Origin of the sequence: Candidatus Methylomirabilis sp. (assembly GCA_036000645.1) — a bacterium.
In the GTDB taxonomy this organism is placed as follows: Bacteria; Methylomirabilota; Methylomirabilia; order Methylomirabilales; family JACPAU01; genus JACPAU01.
This window is the reverse complement of the sequence record DASYVA010000094.1, coordinates 1-18,496: the sequence shown is the minus strand read 5'-3', so window position 1 is coordinate 18,496 and position 18,496 is coordinate 1. Positions and strand designations below refer to the sequence as shown.

Sequence of the window (18,496 nt, the reverse complement as noted above, 5' to 3'; positions counted from 1 at the left end):
CCACCCGGACCGTCTGTCACACGATGTATGTCGTTGGTATTAGCGCTGTTCCAACGATTTGTGGCAACGCTCTCGTTGCGCGCGGCCGCGACAGTTGCCTTGATGCACCCGGCACAAATTCGGCGTATCAAGTTGGAGCGGCACTAGAGCGCCGCCGGCGGAGGGGCAGGGGCGGGGAGGGGAGGATGGGGGAGACGCCGTATGAGGAGCGCCGGCGGGCGCCGCGCATCGTCCTCCGGGAGCCGCTGGGGGGGACCATCTTCACCAGCGCGGAAGGCACCCTGGTGAACCTCAGCACCACGGGGGCCCTGCTGGAGCACGCCCACGCCGTCCGGATCGGTCAACCCTACGTGCTGGTGATCTCGGCCTCCGGCCAGGAGGTGCGCCTCCGCTGCCGGGTGATCCGCAGCGGCATCCACCAGATCCAGAGCCGCGGGGGGCCGGAGCAGGTGCTCATCTACCGGACCGGCGTCGAGTTCCTGGAGACCCCGGCCGCAAGCCTCCAGGTCCTGCAGGAGTGGATCCAGACCCGGCCGGCCTGAGGGGAGGGGGCGGGCGAGAGCGTGGAGCTGGGCCTGAAGGGGAAGGTGGCGCTGGTTGCGGCGTCCAGCACCGGCATCGGGCGGGCCTGCGCCCTGGGGCTGGCCGCGGAGGGGGCGGCGGTGGCCTGCTGCGCCCGGACAGCCGCCGCCCTGGAGGAGACGGCCCGGGAGATCCGGCGTCAGACCGGGGCCGAGGTGTTCGCCCTCCCCACCGACCTGACGAAACCGGAGGAGATCCGGCGCCTGGTCGAGGCCGTCACGGCCCGCTTCGGCCGCATCGACATCCTGGTCAATAACGCGGGCGGCCCGAAGCCCGGGACCTTCGCCGACCTGACGGAGCAGGATTGGCAGGAGGCCATCACGCTGACCCTCCTCAGCACGCTCCGGCTCTGCGGCGCCGTCATCCCCCGGATGCGGCAGCAGCGGGGGGGGCGCGTCATCAATATCATGTCGGTCTCGATCAAGCAGCCCCTGGACAACCTGATCCTCTCCAACACCCTCCGGGCCGGCGTCGCCGGCCTGGCCAAGTCCCTCGCCAACGAGCTGGGGCGGGACGGGATCCTGGTCAACACCGTCTGCCCCGGCTACACGATGACGGACCGGTTTCTCGGCGTTCATCGGGCCGCCGCCGCACGCCAGGGCATCCCGGTGGAGGAGCTCATCGCCGCCCGGGCGAAGGAGGTCCCCCTCGGCCGGATCGGCACCCCCGAAGAGCTGGCGAACCTGGTCGTCTTCCTGGCCTCGGAGCGGGCCTCCTTCATCACCGGCTGCACGATCCCGGTGGACGGCGGGTTTACCCGGGGGCTGCTGTGACGGGCGCCCCTCCCCCCTTCTCTCTCGAGGGGCAGGTGGCGGTCGTGACGGGCGGGAGCCAGGGGATCGGCCTGGGGATCGCCGAGTCGCTCGGGGCGGCGGGGGCCCGCCTGCTCCTGGTGAACCGGCGGAAGGCGAAGGGGGAGGAGGCGGCCTCGGCCCTTGCGGCCCGGGGGGTCACGGCGCTCCCGGTCGCCGGGGACGTCTCCCGCCAGGCCGACGCGGAGGCGGCCGTCGCGCGCGCCCTCCGGGAGTGGGGGCGCCTCGATATCCTGGTGAACAACGCCGCCGTCCTCACCCGGAAGCCCGCCCAGGAGATGACCGAGGCCGAGCTGGACCGGGAGCTGGCGATCAACGTGAAGGGGGTCTTCCTCTGCGCCGTGGCCGCGAGCCGGCCGATGATGGCCCGCCGCCGGGGCAAGATCATCAACCTCTCCTCCGTCGGGGCCTTCATCGGGCTCCCGGAGCGGGCGCTCTACTCGGCGACCAAGGCCGCGGTCACGCAACTCACCCGCTCGCTCGCCCTGGAGTGGGCCGAGCACGGGATCAACGTCAATGCCATCGCTCCGGGGTTCGTGCGCACCGACATCAACCGAGCCTACCTCGAGGCGGACCCCGCGCGTCTCGCGCGCTTCGTCGCCCAGATCCCGTGGGGCCGGCCCGGCACGCCGCAGGACATCGGCCCTCTCGCCCTCTACCTTGCCTCTCCCGCTTCCGACTACGTGACCGGGCAGACCTTCGTGATCGACGGCGGCTGGACCATCGCGTAGTGCCGGCCCGCGCGGGCCGACGGGGTTTTTGCGGTTGACGGCTGTGCGGAATTTCTCTACCGTGAGTCCACTCCCCGCCGCACTTGCTTTCCGAGTTTTCTGGTGTTGAACGGCACGACCGCAAACTGACAACCCACTGGCGTGGCCCGTGATTCGGTCGGGCGGGGGCGGGAGGGCCACCCGGAGATAGAGGAGCGGGGGATGGCCAAGCGTCTGGTGGACCTCGTGCGGTCGGTGGACACGGTCCTGGAGGAGCGCAAGCGGCTGAGCAAGCGCGAGGGGCTCCTCGTGCGGGCGCTCAACCGCGCGCTGGCGAAGATGGGCTACGCGATCGTCGCGGTCAAGGCGGGCGGGCAGCGGCGGCGGCGGCGCCGCCGGGCCGGGCGCCGCGGCCGGCGGAGGGCGGCGAAGAAGGCCTGAGGCGCGGTCCGCGAGGGGGGCGCGGCGGTGCTGGCCAAGGTCCTGACGGGTGCCCTGTTGGGCATCGACGCCTACGTGGTGGAGGTGGAGGTGGACCTCGCACCCGGGCTTCCCTCCTTCGCCACCGTGGGCCTCCCGGACGTCGCTGTCCGAGAGGCGAAGGACCGGGTCAAGGCCGCCCTCACGAACACCGGGTTCGAGTTCCCCGCGCGGAGGATCACGGTGAACTTGGCCCCCGCCGACATCCGGAAGGAAGGGGCCGCCTTCGACCTGCCGATCGCCGTCGGGATCCTGGCGGCTTCCGGGGCGCTCCCCCAGGAGCCTCTCGGCCGGTTCCTCCTGCTGGGGGAGCTCGCCCTCGACGGCGCGGTCCGCCCGATCCGGGGCGGGCTCCCGGTTGCGGTGGCGGCAGCCGAGACCGGGCTCCAGGGCCTGCTCCTCCCCCAGGCCAACGCGACGGAGGCGGCGGTGGTCGAGGGGATCCAGGTCTACGGCGTGGAGAGCCTGCCCCAGGTGGTAGGGTTCCTCCGGGGGGCGCTCTCCCTGGCCCCCGTCGCGGTGGACCCGGCCTCGACCCTCGCCGGGGCGGATGCCCCAGAGGAGGACTTCGCCGAGGTCCGGGGGCAGGCGCACGCGAAGCGGGCCCTCGAGGTCGCCGCGGCAGGCGGGCACAACGTCCTCCTCATCGGCCCGCCGGGCGCCGGCAAGACGATGCTGGCGAAGCGGCTCCCGGGCATCCTCCCGCCTCTCACCCTGGAGGAGGCCATCGCCGCCACCAAGATCCACAGCGTCTGTGGCCTCCTGCGCGAGGGCGCCGCGCTCCTCCGGGCGCGGCCCTTCCGCGCCCCGCACCACAGCATCTCCGACGCCGGCCTCATCGGCGGCGGCTCGGTCCCGCGCCCCGGGGAGGTGAGCCTGGCCCACAACGGAGTTCTCTTCTTGGACGAGCTGCCCGAATTCAAGCGCCACGTCCTGGAGGCGCTCCGCCAGCCCCTCGAGGAAGGCTTCGTCACGGTCGCCCGCGCCGCCTCCGTCCTCGCGTTCCCCGCCCGCTTCACGTTGGTCGGCGCCATGAACCCCTGCCCCTGTGGGCACCTGACGGACCCCCAGAAGGCCTGCCGCTGCTCCCCGGGGGAGATCCAGCGCTACCGCGCCCGCGTCTCGGGCCCGCTGCTCGATCGCATCGACCTGCACGTGGAGGTCCCCCCGGTCCGGGCACCGGACCTGCGGGCCGGGGCGGAGGCCGAGCCGTCGGCGGCCATCCGCAAGCGGGTGGCCGCCGCGCGGCAGCTCCAGACGCAGCGGTTCGCCCGGGCGCGGATCACCTGCAACGCCCACATGACCGGGCGGCGGATCCGCCGCCACTGCCCCCTGGATGGCGAGGGGGAGCGCCTCCTGGAGCAGGCGGTGACGCGTCTCGGCCTCTCGGCCCGGGCCTACGACCGGGTGCTGAAGGTCGCCCGGACCATCGCCGACCTGGAGGACGCAGCGGCTGTCGCCCCGCCCCACCTTGCGGAGGCGATCCAGTACCGGGCCCTGGACCGGGCCCTGGCCGTCTCGTAGCGTGGCCGGGCGGGCGGGGCGCCGGCGGATCCCGGAGCGGTGGCGGCGGCGCCCGACGACGCCGGTGCCGGGAGGGTATCCTGACAACGGAGGAAATCGCGCAATGAGCCGACGGAAGATACGACAAGCCTTGGCAAGCGTCAGCCTCGTGGCCGCGGCGGCTCTCCTGGGTGGCTGCCCCCTGGTCGTGCTGGGGGGGGCCGCGGCCATCGGCGGCGGGATCGCCTACACCCAACTGAACCAGGCGGAGAAGACCTTCGAGGCGGAATTCGCCCGGGTTGAGCGGGCGGCCCGCGAGGCCCTCGAGGCGCTGGAGATGACCCCGATTGCCCGGGAGGAGCGCCAGAAGGCGGGGATGAACGAGGAGCGCCTGGAGCTGACCACCTTCGCCCGGAGCCTGAAGATCGTGATCAATGTGGACCGGGTCCAGCCCTCCGGCGTCAAGGTCCGCGTGGACGCCCAACGCGGAACGATTCAGCGGGACAAGGCCACCGCCACCGAGATCCTCACGAAGATCGACGAGTTGCTCGCGCGGGCCTGACGCCCCCGCTCTCGAGGTGCACCGGGATACGCCGTGAGCGGCCCCATCGGGATCACGCTCCTGGGTCTGCTCCTGATCCTGGGGGGTGTTGGCCTCGGGGCAAGCCAGCTTGCTGCCACCCTGGCGTTTCCGGTCACGCTGGCCGGGATGCTGGTGGCGCTCTGGGGCGCCCTCCGGATGCTCTGGGTCCTGCTGCGGCAGAAGTGAGTCAGGAGCGGCCCCCCGTCGCGTCCCTGCGGCAGGTGGTGCCTCCCGCCACCCCCCGCTGATCCCCGCAAAACCCGTGGGCAATCCGCCCGCCCTGTGCTAGCCTGCGGCGCAGGACCCGGGAGGAGTGGTGGCGTGCGGGAGTGGGGAAAAGCGGTGGGGGTGGTCGGCGAGGGTCTCGGTCCCTTCCTGGCGCTCTTCAGGTCCCTCCCCCCTTCTGTCTCCCTGGAGTTAGTCTCTTCCGACGCCGGGCGCACCGCCGTGCGGAGGGAGGCCTTCGCCATCGCCCCCTGCATCGGGGGAAGGGCGTGCCCGGTGTGGACCCCGGAATGAGCCGGAGGCGCTGGGGGCGATGCCGGTGACCCTAGAGGAGGTGTTCCGGGAGACCCTCCGCCTCCGGCCGGCGCCGGGGCCGGCGCCGCGCCTCGAGGGGACCCTCACCTTCCTGCCGGAGCTGCAGAGCGGATACCCGGGGACCGCTCACGGCGGGGCCGTGACGGCGGCGATCGCCGAGGCGGGGGCCCGGCTCCTCGGGCTGGCCGGCATCGCGCCCCCGGAAGCAGGCGCCCTCACCACCAGCGCGGCCCTTCGCAAGCCGCTCCCCCTCGGCACTGCAGTCCCCGTGGCCGTGGCCCTCGAGGCCCGGGAGCCTTCGTGGCGCGTGGCGGTCCGGCTCGGCCCGCCCGAGGGACCGCTCGTCGAGGGGGAGCTCCGCCCGGGGGAGCCCATCCGGCTCCCCCCCGGGGCGGACCTCGCCGGCTGGGGGGGGCGGAGCCGGCCGGCCCACCCGGTCCCGGGGCTCGAGTGGTGTCTGGCCTGCGGGAGCAGGAACCCGCTCGGGCTCCAGCTCCGGTTCGACCACGATGCCACGTTCGTCTGGAAGCTCTACGAGCCCCGCGCGCCGTACCAGGGCGAGGACGGGCGCCTCTTCCGCGGGTTCCCCCACATCGCCCTGGACGAGATCGGCTGGTGGCTCGGGGCCTTACGGGCGCAGGAGGTCGGGGTGAGCACCCGGCTCGAGATCACGGTCCAGGGGCGCGCGGCGAACGGGACCCGCGTCCTGCTCTGGGGGAAACGGCAGGCGGTGGTGCCCGCCGATCGGAAGGGGCGGAGCTGGCTGGCCCCGGCCTACCTCGTGACGGAGGCGGGGGAGCCGCTCGCCGCCGGGCTCGTGACCTTCGCGGCGAGCCGGGCCTATGCTCCGGCCCTCATCCCCCCGCTCGCGGCCGGGAGCGCGCCGGAGGCCATCCGCCGCGTCTTCCCCCAGTACGCCCCGTCATGAGCGCTCCGGCCATCGTCTTCTACATCACCGGCCACGGGTTCGGCCACGCCACCCGGATGATCGCCGTCATGCAGGCGCTCCGGGAGGCCGAACCGGCCGTGCGCCTGATCGCCCGGACCGCGGTGCTCCCCGCGCTCTTCGCGGCGCACCTCGGGGAGGCCGTCACGGTGGTCCCGGGGGCGGTGGACGTGGGGACCGTCCAGCACGACTCGCTCCGCCTGGACAAGACCGCCTCCCTGCGGGCGTATGCGACCTTCCTGGCCGAGCGCCCCGACCGGGCCGATTCCGAGGGCCGCTGGCTGCGGCAGGTGGGGGCGGCCCTCGTGGTGGGAGACATTCCCCCCCTCGCCTTCGAGGCGGCCAGCGCCGCGGGGGTGCCGGGGATCGCCATCACCAATTTCTCCTGGGACTGGATCTATGCCCCCTACGTCGCCCAGGAGCCGGCCTTCGCCCCCCTTCTCCGCCAGATCCGGGAGGCCTACGGCCGCTCCACCCTGCTCCTCCGGTTACCGCTCCACGGGGACCTCAGCGCCTTCCCCGCCGTCCGGGACGTTCCGCTGATCGCCCGGCGCGTGCCCCGGGACCGGGCGGCCGTCCGCGGGGTCCTCGGCCTCTCCGGGGAGGAGCCGCTGGTCGTCCTCTCCTTCGGTGGCTTCGACCTGTACGGGATCGACTTCAGTCGGCTGGGGCACCTGAGCGGCTACCGCTTCGCCGTCGGGCGGCCGGTCGCGGGGGCCCCGCCCAATGTGCTGGGCGTTCCTCCGGACCGGGTCCGCCACGACGAGCTGGTGGGCGCGGCGGATGCCGTGATCACCAAGCCCGGCTACGGGATCGTGTCGGAGTGCCTGGCGCACCGGATCCCCGTGGTCTACACCTCGCGGGGGGAGTTCGCCGAGTACGGGCCCCTGGTCACGGGGCTGCACCGCTACACGGTGGCGACCTTCATCTCCAACGAGGACCTGCTGGCCGGGCGGTGGGGGCCGGCCCTCCAGAAGGTGGTGGGGGCGCCCCTCCCGCGGGAGCGCCTGGAGCCGACGGGGGCGGACGCGGCGGCGCGGACGCTTCTCACGGCGGCGGGGCTGGGCACGGCGGTGGGGGAGGGGCGCGGGGCACCGGGCCGCCTCTCCGGGGAGCGGTAGGGTGAGTCGCGCGGAGGGGAGCGGAAGTCGGACGGGTGCGGCGGTCGCCCTGGCCGCCCGCATCGGGCGCCTGGAAAGCGAGGGGGCTTTCGATGTCCTGGTGCAGGCCCGGGCCCTGGAGGCCGCCGGCCGGGACGTCATCCACCTCGAGATCGGAGAGCCCGACTTTCCCACCCCGGCCTTCATCCGGGAGGCGGCCGTGCGGGCGCTGGAGGAGGGCCACACGCGCTACGGGCCGCCGGCCGGTTTGCCCGAGCTCAGGGAGGCCATCGCCGAGGCCGTGGCCGCGCGGTGCGGCGTGCCGGTCCACCCCGAGGAGGTGGTGGTGACCCCGGGAGCGAAGCCCATCATGTTCTTCGCCGCCCTCGCCCTGGTCGAGCCCGGGCGGGAGGTCATCTACCCCGACCCCGGCTTCCCGATCTACCGCTCGGTGGCCGCCTTCGCCGGCGGCCGACCCGTCCCGGTCCCCCTGCGCGAGGCCCAGGGCTTCGCCTTCGACCTGGACGCGTTGGCTGCCGCGGTGAACCCGCGCACCGCGCTCCTCATCCTCAACTCCCCGCAGAACCCGACGGGCGGCGTCCTCGGCCTCGAGGACCTGGAGGCCATGGCCGAGATCACCGGCCGCCACGGGGTCCCGGTCCTGGCCGACGAGGTCTACCACCGGTTCCTCTACGAGGGGGAGCACCGGAGCATCCTGAGCCTCCCCGGGCTGAAGGAGCGGGTGATCCTCCTGGATGGCTTCTCGAAGACCTACGCGATGACCGGATGGCGCCTCGGCTTCGGGGTCATGCCCCGGCCGTGGGCCGAAGCGATGGCCCGGCTCATGGTCAACTCCAATTCCTGCACCGCGAGCTTCACCCAGCGGGCCGGGTGGGCGGCGCTGACAGGAGACCAGGAGCCGGTCGCCGCCATGGTGGCCGCCTTTCGCCGGCGCCGGGACCTGGTGGTGGCCGGCCTGAACGGGATCCCGGGGGTGCGCTGCCTTGCCCCCCGCGGGGCCTTCTACGCCTTCCCGAACGTCTCCGGTCTCGGCCGGCCCGCCCAGGCCCTCGCGGACTTCCTCCTCCACGAGGCGGGTGTGGCCCTCCTCTCCGGCACCGCCTTCGGCGCGAACGGGGAGGGATACCTGCGCCTCTCCTACGCGGCGGGTGAAGACCGCCTGCGGGAGGCCCTCCGTCGGATGCGCGATGCCCTGGCCGTCCTGTAGCCGCCCCTGCGCGCTCGCCGCGCCGGCCCTGCTGGCGCTGGGCGCGCTCCTCCTCCCCTCTCCCGGATCCGCCGCCCCGCCCCGCTCCCTCACGCTGGCCGAGCCGGCGGCCGCCGGCATGTCGGCGATGCGCCTGCAGGAGATCGAGGACCTCCTCCAGGAGGCGGTCGGCGAGCGGCGCCTCCCCGGAGCGGTCGTCCTCGTGGCGCGGCAGGGGCACGTGGTCTTCTGGCGCGCGGTGGGGGATCGGGCGCTCCTGCCCGAGCGCCGTCCGATGAACCTCACCACCATCTTCGACGTCGCCTCCCTCACCAAGGTCGTGGTGACGGTCCCCCTCGTTCTCCAGCTCGTGGAGGAGGGCCGGGTCCGCCTCGGGGACCCCCTGCAGCGGCACCTGCCGGAGTTTCGAGGGCACCCGGCCGGCCGGGCGACGCTGGAGCAGCTCCTCGTGCACACCTCGGGTCTCCCCCCCGGCCTGCCCCGGGAAGACGCCTCGAAGGGGCTGGCCGCCGTCCTCCAGGCGATCCGGCGGGAGCGGCCGCTTCACCCCCCGGGCGCCCGCTACCTCTACGGCGATTTGAACTACATCCTCCTGGGGGCGCTCCTGGAGCGGGTCACGGGGCGGCCCCTCCCGGTCCTGGCGCAGGAGCGGATCTTCGCGCGCCTGGGGATGCGCGACAGTGCCTTCAACCCGCCGGAAGCCTGGCGGGACCGCATCGCCCCGACGCAGATGGTGGATGGGCTCGTGCGCCACGGGGTCGTCCACGACCCGCTGGCCTTCCGGATGGGGGGCGCGGCGGGCCACGCCGGCCTCTTCTCGACGGCCGAGGACCTGGCCCGCTTCGCCCAGGCGATGCTGAACGGCGGCGCCTACGGGGGCGGGCGGATCCTTCAGCCCCGGACGGTGGCCCGCATGGTGAGCCCGCTTCCCCTCCCGGGCGCCCGCGGCCGGCGGACGCTGGGCTGGGACGTGGACTCTCCCGCCGCCGTCCGGGGGATCCACACCTCCCCCGGCTCCTTCGGTCACACCGGATTCACGGGGACCGCCCTCTGGATCGACCAGCCCACCGAGACCGTCGTGGTCTTCCTCAGCAACCGCGTCCATCCGGATGGCACCGGCGACCTCACCGGGCTCCGGGGAGCCGTGACGTCGGCGGCGGGGCGGGCCCTCCTGGACGGCCCCGATCCGGAGCCGGGGGAGGCGACGGTCGCCGTCCGGCCGGGGGTGGAGGTTCTGGAGAGCCTGGCCTGGGTCCCCCTCATGGGCCAGAGGGTCGGGCTGGTCACCAACCAGACGGGGCAGGACCGGGAGGGGCACCGGACGGCGGACTTGCTGCGGGACGGAGGGGTCCGGCTGCGGGCCCTCTTCAGTCCGGAGCACGGCCTGGGCGGGACCGCGGAGGGTCCGATCCCGGCGGCCACCGACGCCGCCTCCGGGCTGCCGGTGTACAGCCTCTACGGATCCACGCTGCGCCCCATGCCCCCGATGCTCCGGGGCCTCGACCTCCTCCTCTTCGACCTGCAGGACGTGGGGACCCGCTTCTACACCTACATCACCACCCTGGGGTACGTCCTGGAGGCGGCCGCCCTGGAGGGTCTGCCGGTCGTGGTCCTGGACCGCCCGAATCCCATCACCGGGCGCATCGTGGAAGGACCGGTCCTGGACCCCGACCTGACCTCCTTCACCGGTTACCACCCCCTCCCCATCCGCCACGGGATGACCGTGGGGGAGCTGGCCCGTCTCTTCAACGGCGAGCGGGGGACGGGAGCGGAGCTGACGGTCATTCCGGTCCGGGGATGGAAGCGGGAGCAGTGGTTCGACCAGACCGGACTCCCCTGGGTGAACCCCTCCCCCAACATCCGGAGCCTCGCGGCGGCCACCCTGTACCCGGCGGTGGGCCTGCTGGAGTCGGCCAACGTCTCCGTGGGTCGGGGGACCGAGCTCCCCTTCGAGGTTCTGGGGGCTCCCTGGATCAACGGGGAGGCGCTGGCCGCCGCTCTCGTTGCCCTGCAGCTCCCCGGCGTCCGGTTCGACCCCACGCGCTTCACCCCCCGGGCGTCCGTCTACGCGGGGGAGGCCTGCCAGGGGGTGCGGCTCCTCCTCACGGACCGGGAGAGCTTCCGGGCCGTCCGCACCGGCCTCGAGATCGGCGCCGCCCTGCACCGGCTCTACCCCGGGACCTTCGAGCTGGAGAAGGTGCAGCAGCTCCTCGGGAACCGGACGGCGATGGAGTGGCTCCGGCGGGGAGACGGGCGGGCGGCGGCGGAGGCGGAGCCGGAGGCGCTGGAGGCCTTCCTCCGGGTGCGGGAGCGGTACCTGCTCTACTAATGCAAACGACCGCATGAACGCGACACGGTCCGGGTCCTGGCACCGGCGCCACCCGGACCGTCTGTCACACGACGTATGTCGTTGGTGTTAGGATCCGGAACCGAGGCGCGCCACGGTCTGGCCGGGCAGCGGAGTGCGGAGGAGATGCGCGCGGGACCGGGGGACGGTGACGGCGGCCGGATCGCCGTCGCTCACGAAGCGCTCACCCGGTTGGCGGGCGAAGTGGTCGAGCCAGCGCGTGAGCTCCGCGGACGTGGCCTGGATCCGGGGGAGGTGGAGCGGGTCGAAGGCGGCGGCGAAGGGCGAGGGCGCAGGTCCCCCCGCGACCATCAGGATCGCCTCGTGGCGGTAGGCGATTCCGTGGGCCTCTCCCGCAACGGCGGCGGCCAGGTCGGAGGGGTAGGCGCCGAAGGGGAGGGCCAACGTCCGGACGCGGTACCCCGGGACCGCCTCCTGGATGACCCGCAGGGCCGAGGCGAGCTGGTAGCGGATCGTGGCCGCGTCGGCCCGGCCCAGGTTGGCGTGCCAGAGGGTGTGGTTGCCGATCTCGAATCCCAGCTCCACCAGGTGGCGGAGCTTCTGCCGCTCGTGGGCCGGCTGGCCGAAGAGCCGGTGCGGCTGTGCGGCGGCCGGCAGCACGTAGAAGGTGGCCCGGGCCGCGAAGTCGGGGTGACCCCGGTGAAAGTCCAGGAGAATGCCGACGGCCGAGTCCGGGTCAATCTGGACGTCCCCGTCCTGCTCCAGGTACCGGAACTGGCCGGGCGAGGAGTCATCGAAGGTGAGGACGACGGGGCTGAGGCCTGCGGGCAGGTCGATCCGGCCGTCGAGGAGGTCCCCGAGCCGGACGGGCCGGTAGCCCTCCTCGTAGAGACGGGAGAGGTCGGCGCGGAAGTTCTCCACGCTCCGCGTCCATCGGTCCTCGGCCGGGCCGATCCGGTGGTACTCCAGGATCAGGATCTGCCCCACCTCGTTCGGCGGCCGGGCGGGGAGGACCGCGAGGGGCGGGGGGGCGGCCGTTGCGGGGGGCGCCAGGGCGAGGCGGGAGGCGGCCCCCGCGCCCGCGAGCAGACAGAGGCCCCCCGCGGCGGCGAGGAGGAGGCCGCGCCGGCTCACTCCGGGGGCTATGGGAGAACCCCGTCGGGGGGCGCGGGCTCGGCCGCCTCTGTCAGGGCAGTGGCCTCGACGACCTCCGGCGTAGGCGCACCATGGGCCGCCGCGGCCGCCGGCACGATGTGGGCGGTTTCCGTCTCCGTCTCCGGCGCAGCCTCGACGGCCTCCGCCGCCGGCACGGCCCCGTTCTCGCTCCGCCGGGCCACCAGGGCGTCCGCCGTGTACCGGGAGCGCGGGTTCCAGAGCATCCAGCCGTCCACGCCGACCGCCTCTTCGGAGGCCCGGGTCTGGGCGAGGACGTCGTCGCGGGTGTACCGGCGGCGGTCAAAGGCGTAGTCGCGGAAGTCCTGCAGCCAGGGACGGATCCGGACCGGGTGCCCCCGGAGGCGCTGGCGGCCCCGCGCGAGGCTCCGGTAGACGATCTCGTAGGGGTAGGCGACCGAGTAGCGGTACCCCGGGATCCCCAGGTGGTAGGAGGAGGGATAGACCATCGGCGAGAGGACGTCCACGTGGCGGGCCATGTCCTCGATCCGCTGGCCGATGCCGGTGTCGTCGGTGCGCCAGAGGGTGTAGCCGAAGACATCGGCGGCCACGAAGGCGCCGAGGGGCTTCACGGCCGCGGCCGCCTCCGCGAGGAAGCCATTGATCGCCGCAAGGCGCTCCGTGAGCTCGGGCGGCTGGGAGTACAGCGCGTGCTCGATCCGGCCGTCCGTGGGGAAGCGGACGTAGTCGAACTGGATCTCGTCGAACCCCTTCTCGGCCGCCTCCCGCGCAACCGCGGTGACGTAGGCCCAGACCTCGGGCCGGAACGGGTCCACCCAGGCGAGCCCCTCGTTGTCGAGCCAGGGTTCCCCGGTCCGCTCGTCCCGGACGGCCCACTCGGGGTGGGCCGCGGCCAGGACCGGGTCCTTGAAGGTCACGATGCGGGCGATGGTGTAGATCCCCTGCGCCCGGAGGGTCGGCAGCAGGACGTCCACGTCGCGGAAGGTGGTGATCCGGGTCGCCCCGATCGCCTGCGCCAGCGGAACCTGGCTCTTGTAGGAGATGAATCCCCGGTCGCCCTTCACGTCGATGATGAGGGTGTTGAGCGGGGTCCGCTCCAGAAGCTCCAGGGTCCGGGCCCGGATCGCCCGGTCCCCGATGCCGTAGAAGGTGAGGTACACGCCCCGGGGGGTGAAGGGCTCCAGGCGGACGGTCACCTCCCGGTCCTCTCCGGCGGGGACCAGGACCTCCGCCGCCCGGTGGTTCAGGGCCTTCACGCGGACCATTCCCCCATCGCGCGCGAAGGGGAGCTGGAAGCGGCCCTCCTCGGCGACGGCCAGGACCTGTCCCTCGGAGAGGATGCGGGCCCCGGTGAGGGGCTGGCCGGTCTCCGCGTCCTCGACCACCCCGCGGAGGCGCGGGGCGCCCGGGGCCGCGATCGGGTGCGGGCGGGCCACCCGGTACCAGGGCGGCCGCTCCGGGAAAGCCACCTGCGCGAGGATCGGCGGGGACGCCCCCCGCGCCGCTCCCGGCCCGCCGAGGGCGGGGGAGGGCCTCCGGGGGTCGCGGAAACGCTCGCTCTGTTCCCCCGTCCGTGCGGCCGCGAGGTCGGCGCGGGTGGACACTGCCGGCGCAGCCTCCGCGAGACGGGCCGCCGCCGGCGGGGGCTCCAGGGCGAGCGGGGGATGCAGGCCGGGACGCACCGCCAGGAGACCCGCGACCTGGAGCGTCAGGAGCAGCGTGAGGACGAGGCCGGGCTCAAGGCACAGGCGCCAGCGGGGAGCGTTGCGGCGAGGCCGACGGGCGGAACGCCGGGAGTTCCAGGGCACGGCGGATCATCCTTTCGGCGACCTGCGGTTGGGCCATGAGGCGTCGTCAGGGGGGGTGCAAGAGGGGTGCCGCGGGACGCGGCGGCGGCCGGGAGCCCCGGCGCGTCCGGGCCGCGGCATAACGGGCCGCGCCGCGGGCCATGCAGAAATTGTCGTCGGGAGGACGGCGGAGGAGGACCTGTTACGAAAGCCCTCAGGCTAAGAAGCCCCCTTCTGGCCGGGACGTGCGCCCTCACCCTGGCGGCGGCGGGCGCCTGCGCCCGCGGCCCGAGGGCTGAGGAGGGTGGTCTGACCGTGGCGCTGGAAAGCGCGCCCGCCACCCTCGACCCGCGGCTGGCGACCGATGCCGTTTCGGTGCACCTGAGCGGTCTCCTGTTCAACGGCCTGACCCGGCTCGACCCGCAGGCCGAGCCGGTGCCGGACCTGGCGGCGCGCTGGGAGGTCACGGGGGGGAAAGCCTACCGGTTCACCCTCCGCCGCGGCGTGCGGTTCCACGACGGGCGGGAGCTCACCGCGGAGGACGTGGCCTACACCCTCCGGAGCGTCCAGGATCCGGCCCTCGGCTCCCCGCTCCGGGGCGCGCTCGAGCCGGTGGAGAGCATCCGGGTTCTGGACCGCCATACCCTCCGCCTGGATCTCCGGGGGCCGTACGCGCCGCTCCTCGCCGCGCTCGCCGTCGGCGTCGTCCCGCGCCCCGCGGAAGGTGGGGGGGCGACCGGGGCCGTTCCGGTCGGCACCGGGCCCTATCGTCTCGCCCGCCTCGTTCCCCGGGAGCAGGTGGAGCTCACCGCATTCCCCGACCACTTCGCCGGCCCCCCGCGCATCGCCTCCCTCCGGTTCCGGGTGATCCCGGACGCGACGACGCGCCTGCTCGAGCTGCGCAAGGGGACCGTGGACCTTCTGCCGGGGGGCCTGCCGCCGGAGCTCCTCCCGGCGGTCCGGAGCCTGCCCCACGTCCAGGTCCTCACCGGGCCCTCCAGCAACACGACCTATCTCGCCTTCAACCTGCGGGACCCGATCCTCCGGGACCGCCGGGTCCGGGCCGCCATCGCCTCGGCGCTGGACCGCGACGGTCTGGTCGCCCACCTGATGCGCGGGCTGGCCGAGCCGGCCACCGGGCTCCTGCCGTCCCGCCACTGGGCATACCGGGGCGACGTGCAGCAGGTCCCGCACGACCCCGCCCGGGCGAAGGCGATGCTGGACGCGGCGGGCTACCCCGCCGGGCCGGACGGCGTCCGGTTCCCCCTCACGTTCAAGGCGACGACCGCCGAGCTGAGTCGGGCGCTGGGCGAGGTCGTCCAGGAGCAGCTCCGAGAGGTGGGCATCCGGGTCCGGATCGTCAGCCACGAATGGGGGACCTTCTTCGCCGACATCCGCTCCGGGAACTTCCAGGTGACCGCCCTGACCTGGGTCGGGATCGCCGACCCGGACTACCTCCACTACATCTTCCATTCGGCGAGCGTCCCCCCGCACGGCGCGAACCGGGGCGCCTACGCGAACCCGGAGGTGGACCGGCTGCTCGAGGCGGCGCGGGGGACGGCGGACCGGGAGGCGCGGCGGGCCCTCTACGGCCGGGTCCAGCAGATCCTGGCCGAGGACCTCCCCTACGTCTTCCTCTGGCACGAGGTGCGCTTCGCGGCCCTCAAGGCCGACCTCCGCGGCTTCCGTCTCCTCCCTGCCGGTGACTTCAGCGCCCTCCGGGAGGTGCACTGGGCGCGATGAGACGGTTCCTCCTGCGCCGGCTCCTACTCCTCCTCCCCATCCTGTGGGGCGTCGCCACCCTCGTCTTCCTGCTCATCCACCTGATCCCCGGCGACCCGGTGGAGATCATGCTGGGGGAGACGGCCCTGCCGGCGGCCAAGGCGGCCCTGCGCTCCCGGCTGCGCCTGGACCTGCCGCTGCTCACCCAGTACGGCGTCTTCCTTTCGGGACTGGCCCGCGGGGACCTGGGGGCCTCCTTCGTGACCCAGGAGCCCGTGGCGGGGATGATCCTGCGGACCCTCCGCGCGACGGTCGAGCTCGCCGCCGCGGCCCTGGCCGTCGCCCTCTCCCTGGCCCTGCCCCTCGGGACCGTCGCCGCCGTCTTCGCCGGCCGCCCGGCCGACCGGCTGTCCATGGGGGCGGCCCTCCTCGGCCTCTCCGTCCCGAACTTCGTCCTGGGTCCGCTCCTCATCCTCGCCTTCGCCATCGGCACCGGCACCTTCCCGGTCTCGGGCCGCGGGGGGGCGGCATCCGTGGTGCTGCCGGCCCTCACCCTGGGGCTGGCCCTGGCCGCGCTCCTCTCCCGGATGACGCGGGCCAGCCTCGCGGAGGTCCTGACCCGGGAGTTCGTCACGGCGGCGCGGGCCCGGGGGCTCCCGGAGCGCCGCGTGATCCTGCGCCATGCGCTCCGCAACGCCGCCATCCCGATCCTCACCGTCCTGGGGCTGCAGGCGGGGGCGCTCCTCTCCGGCGCCATCATCACCGAGACCATCTTCTCGTGGCCCGGGCTCGGCCGGCTGACCCTGTACGCCATCCAGACACGGGACTTCCCCCTGGTGCAGGGCTGCGTGATGACCATCGCGGCGATCTACGTCCTGGTCCACCTGACGACCGATTGCCTCTACGCGTGGGTCGACCCCCGGATCCGCTACGATGCGTAGCCGTCCCCTCCTCCTCGGCACCTCGCTGCTGGTGGCGCTCCTGGCCGGCCTGGCCCTCTTCGCGCCGCTCCTGGCCCCAGCGCCGGCGACCCAGCAGGTCCTGCGGGAGGGCCTTGAGGGCCCGAGCCTTGCCCACCCCTTCGGCCAGGACCGGCTCGGGCGGGATGTCCTGAGCCGGGTCCTGTTCGGGGGACGGGTCTCTTTCACGGTGGCGCTGCTGGCGGTGGGGATCTCGCTCACCGTCGGCGTTCTCATTGGGGCGGCGGCCGGGCTCTGGGGCGGCTGGGTCGACGAGATCGCCATGCGGGCCGTGGACATCCTTCAGGCCTTCCCCGGCATCCTCCTCGCCATCGCCCTCGCCGCCATCCTGGGGCCGAGCCTCACGAACGTCATCCTGGCCCTCTCCGCCATCGGCTGGGTCGGCTACGCCCGGCTCGCCCGGGGGCAGGTCCTGGTGGTGCGGGAGGCCGAGTTCGTGGAGGCCGCCACGGCGCTCGGGTCCGGACGGGGCCGCCTCCTCTTCCGCCACCTGCTCCCGAGCATCCAGGGCCCCGTCATCGTGGAGGCCACCTTCGGCCTGGCCGGGGCCGTCGTCGCCGAGGCCTCCCTCTCCTTCCTCGGGTTGGGGGCGCAGCCCCCCACCCCCTCCTGGGGGGCGATGCTGAACGAGGGGCGGCAGTACCTGCTGGTCGCGCCGCACCTCACGCTGTTCCCCGGCCTCTGCGTCTCGGCCACGGTCCTGGCCTTCAACTTCCTGGGGGACGGCCTCCGGGACCTCCTGGATGTGCGGCGGCGATGAGCACGGGGACGACGTCGGTCGGTGACCTCTTCCTCCTGGGATTCGAGGGGACAGCGCCGGACGCGGCCCTCCGGGAGTGGTTCGAGGCGCTCCGCCCGGGGGGCGTGGTCCTCTTCGGGCGCAACATCCTCGCCCCGGAGCAGGTGGCGGAACTCACCGCGGCGCTGCAGCGGTGGCGGGGAGAGCGCCCGCTCCTGGTGGCGGTGGACCAGGAGGGGGGGCGCGTCAGCCGCTTCGGGCCCCCGTTCACGGTCCTTCCGGGGAACGGCGCCCTGGGGCGGGCGGGGGACGTGGCGCTGGCGGAACGGGTGGGCCGCGTCCTGGGCACGGAGCTCGGTGCCGTCGGGGTCACCCTGAACCTGGCGCCCGTCCTGGACCTCCGGGTGGGCCCCGGGAACCCGGTCCTGGGGGAGCGGTGCCTGGGGGAGGATTCGGCATCGGTGGCGGCCCTGGGGGCCGCCTTGGTCCGCGGGATGCAGGGGGCGGGGGTGGGGGCGACGGCCAAGCACTTCCCCGGGCACGGCGGGACAGCCGTGGACTCCCACGAGGCCCTCCCCGTGGTCCCGGCGGAAGCCGCGTGGCTCACGGGAACGGCCTGTGCCCCGTTCCGGGCGGCGGTGGCGGCGGAGGTCGCGGGCATCATGACGGCGCACGTCTGCTATCCCGCCCTGGACCCGGACCTCCCGGCCACCTTCTCCCCCCGGATCCTGGGCCTCCTCCGCCGGGACCTCGGCTTTGGCGGGGTGGTCATGTCCGATGACCTGGGCATGGGCGCCATCGCCCGGACCTGGCCCGTGGAGGAGGCCGCCGTGCTGGCCCTGCAGGCGGGCGCCGACGCGATCCTCATCGCCGCCGATGCCTCCGCCCAGGCCCGCGCGCGCGCCGGGGTCGAGGCGGCCGTTGCCGCCGGCCGCCTCCCGGCCGCGCGCCTGGCCGAGGCGGCGGCCCGCCTCGCGGCCCTCCGCCGGAAGGTCGGCCTCCCGCGCCCCCTCCCGCCAGGACCCCTGCGGGCCGTCCTCGGGTGCGGTCCCCACCAGGCCACCGCCTCCGCGCTCGCCCGCTGGGCGGTGTAGCGCCCTTGGCATTCACCGGAGCCTCCCGTATAATGGCCGGGCGCCGCGGCCTTCTGCGCCTCAGAGACCCCGACCGGAAGGAGATCCCGCCGGTGTCCCGCTGCGTGGAATCCTCGGGCCTCCCGGAGCGGGCCGCGTAGGGCGATGGCCACCCCCCGCAAGCGGCCCCGCCTCCGCCTTCGCAAGCCGGTCGCCAAGCCGACCCGGGTGCACGTTCCCAAGACCGCCTACAGCCGCCGCCGGGAGAA

General features: G+C 74.1%; 17 protein-coding genes. 15 read left to right on the top strand and 2 right to left on the bottom strand.

Features of this window, described 5'->3' with window-relative positions:
• Positions 1-185: 185 nt before the first annotated feature.
• The 11 genes from VGT06_05605 (at position 186) to VGT06_05555 (ending at position 10,813) form a co-directional block, all read left to right on the top strand.
• A complete protein-coding gene (locus VGT06_05605; protein ID HEV8662608.1) occupies positions 186-542 on the top strand; it encodes a PilZ domain-containing protein in 357 nt (118 codons plus the stop codon).
• 21 nt (positions 543-563) lie between these two features.
• Positions 564-1,355 carry an SDR family oxidoreductase gene (locus VGT06_05600; GenBank protein ID HEV8662607.1) on the top strand — a complete coding sequence of 264 codons (792 nt, stop codon included), beginning with the start codon at positions 564-566 and terminating at the stop codon, positions 1,353-1,355.
• A complete protein-coding gene (locus VGT06_05595) occupies positions 1,352-2,125 on the top strand; it encodes a 3-oxoacyl-ACP reductase family protein (GenBank protein HEV8662606.1) in 774 nt (257 codons plus the stop codon). The genes VGT06_05600 and VGT06_05595 overlap by 4 nt, the downstream gene beginning before the upstream one ends.
• 201 nt (positions 2,126-2,326) lie before the next feature.
• Positions 2,327-2,545 (top strand): hypothetical protein, encoded by a 219-nt coding sequence (locus VGT06_05590; protein ID HEV8662605.1) that lies wholly within the window; start codon positions 2,327-2,329, stop codon positions 2,543-2,545.
• A 27-nt stretch (positions 2,546-2,572) separates the two neighbouring features.
• Entirely contained in the window at positions 2,573-4,108 is a 1,536-nt protein-coding gene (locus VGT06_05585) for a YifB family Mg chelatase-like AAA ATPase (GenBank protein ID HEV8662604.1), read from the top strand.
• A 148-nt stretch (positions 4,109-4,256) separates the two neighbouring features.
• Complete coding sequence (locus VGT06_05580; GenBank protein HEV8662603.1) at positions 4,257-4,649, top strand: hypothetical protein; 393 nt, start codon at positions 4,257-4,259, stop codon at positions 4,647-4,649.
• Positions 4,650-4,682: 33 nt separating this feature from the next.
• Positions 4,683-4,856 (top strand): hypothetical protein, encoded by a 174-nt coding sequence (locus tag VGT06_05575; GenBank protein HEV8662602.1) that lies wholly within the window; start codon positions 4,683-4,685, stop codon positions 4,854-4,856.
• A gap of 352 nt (positions 4,857-5,208) precedes the next feature.
• Positions 5,209-6,138, top strand: coding sequence for a hypothetical protein (locus tag VGT06_05570; GenBank protein HEV8662601.1), 930 nt, complete (start codon positions 5,209-5,211; stop codon positions 6,136-6,138).
• Positions 6,135-7,277: a hypothetical protein gene (locus tag VGT06_05565; protein HEV8662600.1), complete on the top strand. Its 1,143-nt coding sequence runs from the start codon at positions 6,135-6,137 to the stop codon at positions 7,275-7,277. The genes VGT06_05570 and VGT06_05565 overlap by 4 nt, the downstream gene beginning before the upstream one ends.
• Position 7,278: 1 nt before the next feature.
• Positions 7,279-8,484, top strand: coding sequence for a pyridoxal phosphate-dependent aminotransferase (locus tag VGT06_05560; protein HEV8662599.1), 1,206 nt, complete (start codon positions 7,279-7,281; stop codon positions 8,482-8,484).
• The gene (locus VGT06_05555; GenBank protein ID HEV8662598.1) at positions 8,465-10,813 is read left to right on the top strand and encodes an exo-beta-N-acetylmuramidase NamZ domain-containing protein; all 2,349 of its coding nucleotides are present in this window, start codon (positions 8,465-8,467) and stop codon (positions 10,811-10,813) included. Before VGT06_05560 ends, VGT06_05555 begins: the two co-directional genes overlap by 20 nt.
• Before the next feature lie 87 nt (positions 10,814-10,900).
• On the opposite strand, the gene VGT06_05550 is transcribed toward VGT06_05555, so the two are convergent.
• Together VGT06_05550 and VGT06_05545 are read right to left on the bottom strand one after the other, a co-directional pair.
• On the bottom strand, positions 10,901-11,926 hold the full coding sequence (locus VGT06_05550) for a polysaccharide deacetylase family protein (GenBank protein ID HEV8662597.1): 1,026 nt from the start codon (positions 11,924-11,926) through the stop codon (positions 10,901-10,903).
• Positions 11,927-11,934: 8 nt separating this feature from the next.
• Positions 11,935-13,734 (bottom strand): putative glycoside hydrolase, encoded by a 1,800-nt coding sequence (locus tag VGT06_05545; GenBank protein HEV8662596.1) that lies wholly within the window; start codon positions 13,732-13,734, stop codon positions 11,935-11,937.
• 294 nt (positions 13,735-14,028) lie between these two features.
• Here VGT06_05545 and VGT06_05540 point away from each other — a divergent pair, with 294 nt between their 5' ends.
• Genes VGT06_05540 through nagZ form a run of 4 tightly spaced genes read left to right on the top strand, consistent with a single transcriptional unit; the run spans position 14,029 to position 18,248 of the window.
• Positions 14,029-15,456 carry an ABC transporter substrate-binding protein gene (locus VGT06_05540; protein ID HEV8662595.1) on the top strand — a complete coding sequence of 476 codons (1,428 nt, stop codon included), beginning with the start codon at positions 14,029-14,031 and terminating at the stop codon, positions 15,454-15,456.
• Positions 15,453-16,376 (top strand): ABC transporter permease, encoded by a 924-nt coding sequence (locus VGT06_05535; GenBank protein ID HEV8662594.1) that lies wholly within the window; start codon positions 15,453-15,455, stop codon positions 16,374-16,376. The genes VGT06_05540 and VGT06_05535 overlap by 4 nt, the downstream gene beginning before the upstream one ends.
• The gene (locus VGT06_05530) at positions 16,369-17,175 is read left to right on the top strand and encodes an ABC transporter permease (GenBank protein ID HEV8662593.1); all 807 of its coding nucleotides are present in this window, start codon (positions 16,369-16,371) and stop codon (positions 17,173-17,175) included. Before VGT06_05535 ends, VGT06_05530 begins: the two co-directional genes overlap by 8 nt.
• On the top strand, positions 17,172-18,248 hold the full coding sequence (nagZ, locus tag VGT06_05525; GenBank protein ID HEV8662592.1) for a beta-N-acetylhexosaminidase: 1,077 nt from the start codon (positions 17,172-17,174) through the stop codon (positions 18,246-18,248). Before VGT06_05530 ends, nagZ begins: the two co-directional genes overlap by 4 nt.
• Positions 18,249-18,496: the final 248 nt, after the last annotated feature.

Coding starts and splice junctions, on each gene's coding strand:
- VGT06_05605 (HEV8662608.1), top strand. CDS start 186: ATGGGGGAGACGCCGTATGAGGAGCGCCGGCGGGCGCCGCGCATCGTC.
- VGT06_05590 (HEV8662605.1), top strand. CDS start 2,327: ATGGCCAAGCGTCTGGTGGACCTCGTGCGGTCGGTGGACACGGTCCTG.
- VGT06_05570 (HEV8662601.1), top strand. CDS start 5,209: ATGCCGGTGACCCTAGAGGAGGTGTTCCGGGAGACCCTCCGCCTCCGG.
- VGT06_05565 (HEV8662600.1), top strand. CDS start 6,135: ATGAGCGCTCCGGCCATCGTCTTCTACATCACCGGCCACGGGTTCGGC.
- VGT06_05555 (HEV8662598.1), top strand. CDS start 8,465: ATGCCCTGGCCGTCCTGTAGCCGCCCCTGCGCGCTCGCCGCGCCGGCC.
- VGT06_05535 (HEV8662594.1), top strand. CDS start 15,453: ATGAGACGGTTCCTCCTGCGCCGGCTCCTACTCCTCCTCCCCATCCTG.
- VGT06_05530 (HEV8662593.1), top strand. CDS start 16,369: ATGCGTAGCCGTCCCCTCCTCCTCGGCACCTCGCTGCTGGTGGCGCTC.
- nagZ (HEV8662592.1), top strand. CDS start 17,172: ATGAGCACGGGGACGACGTCGGTCGGTGACCTCTTCCTCCTGGGATTC.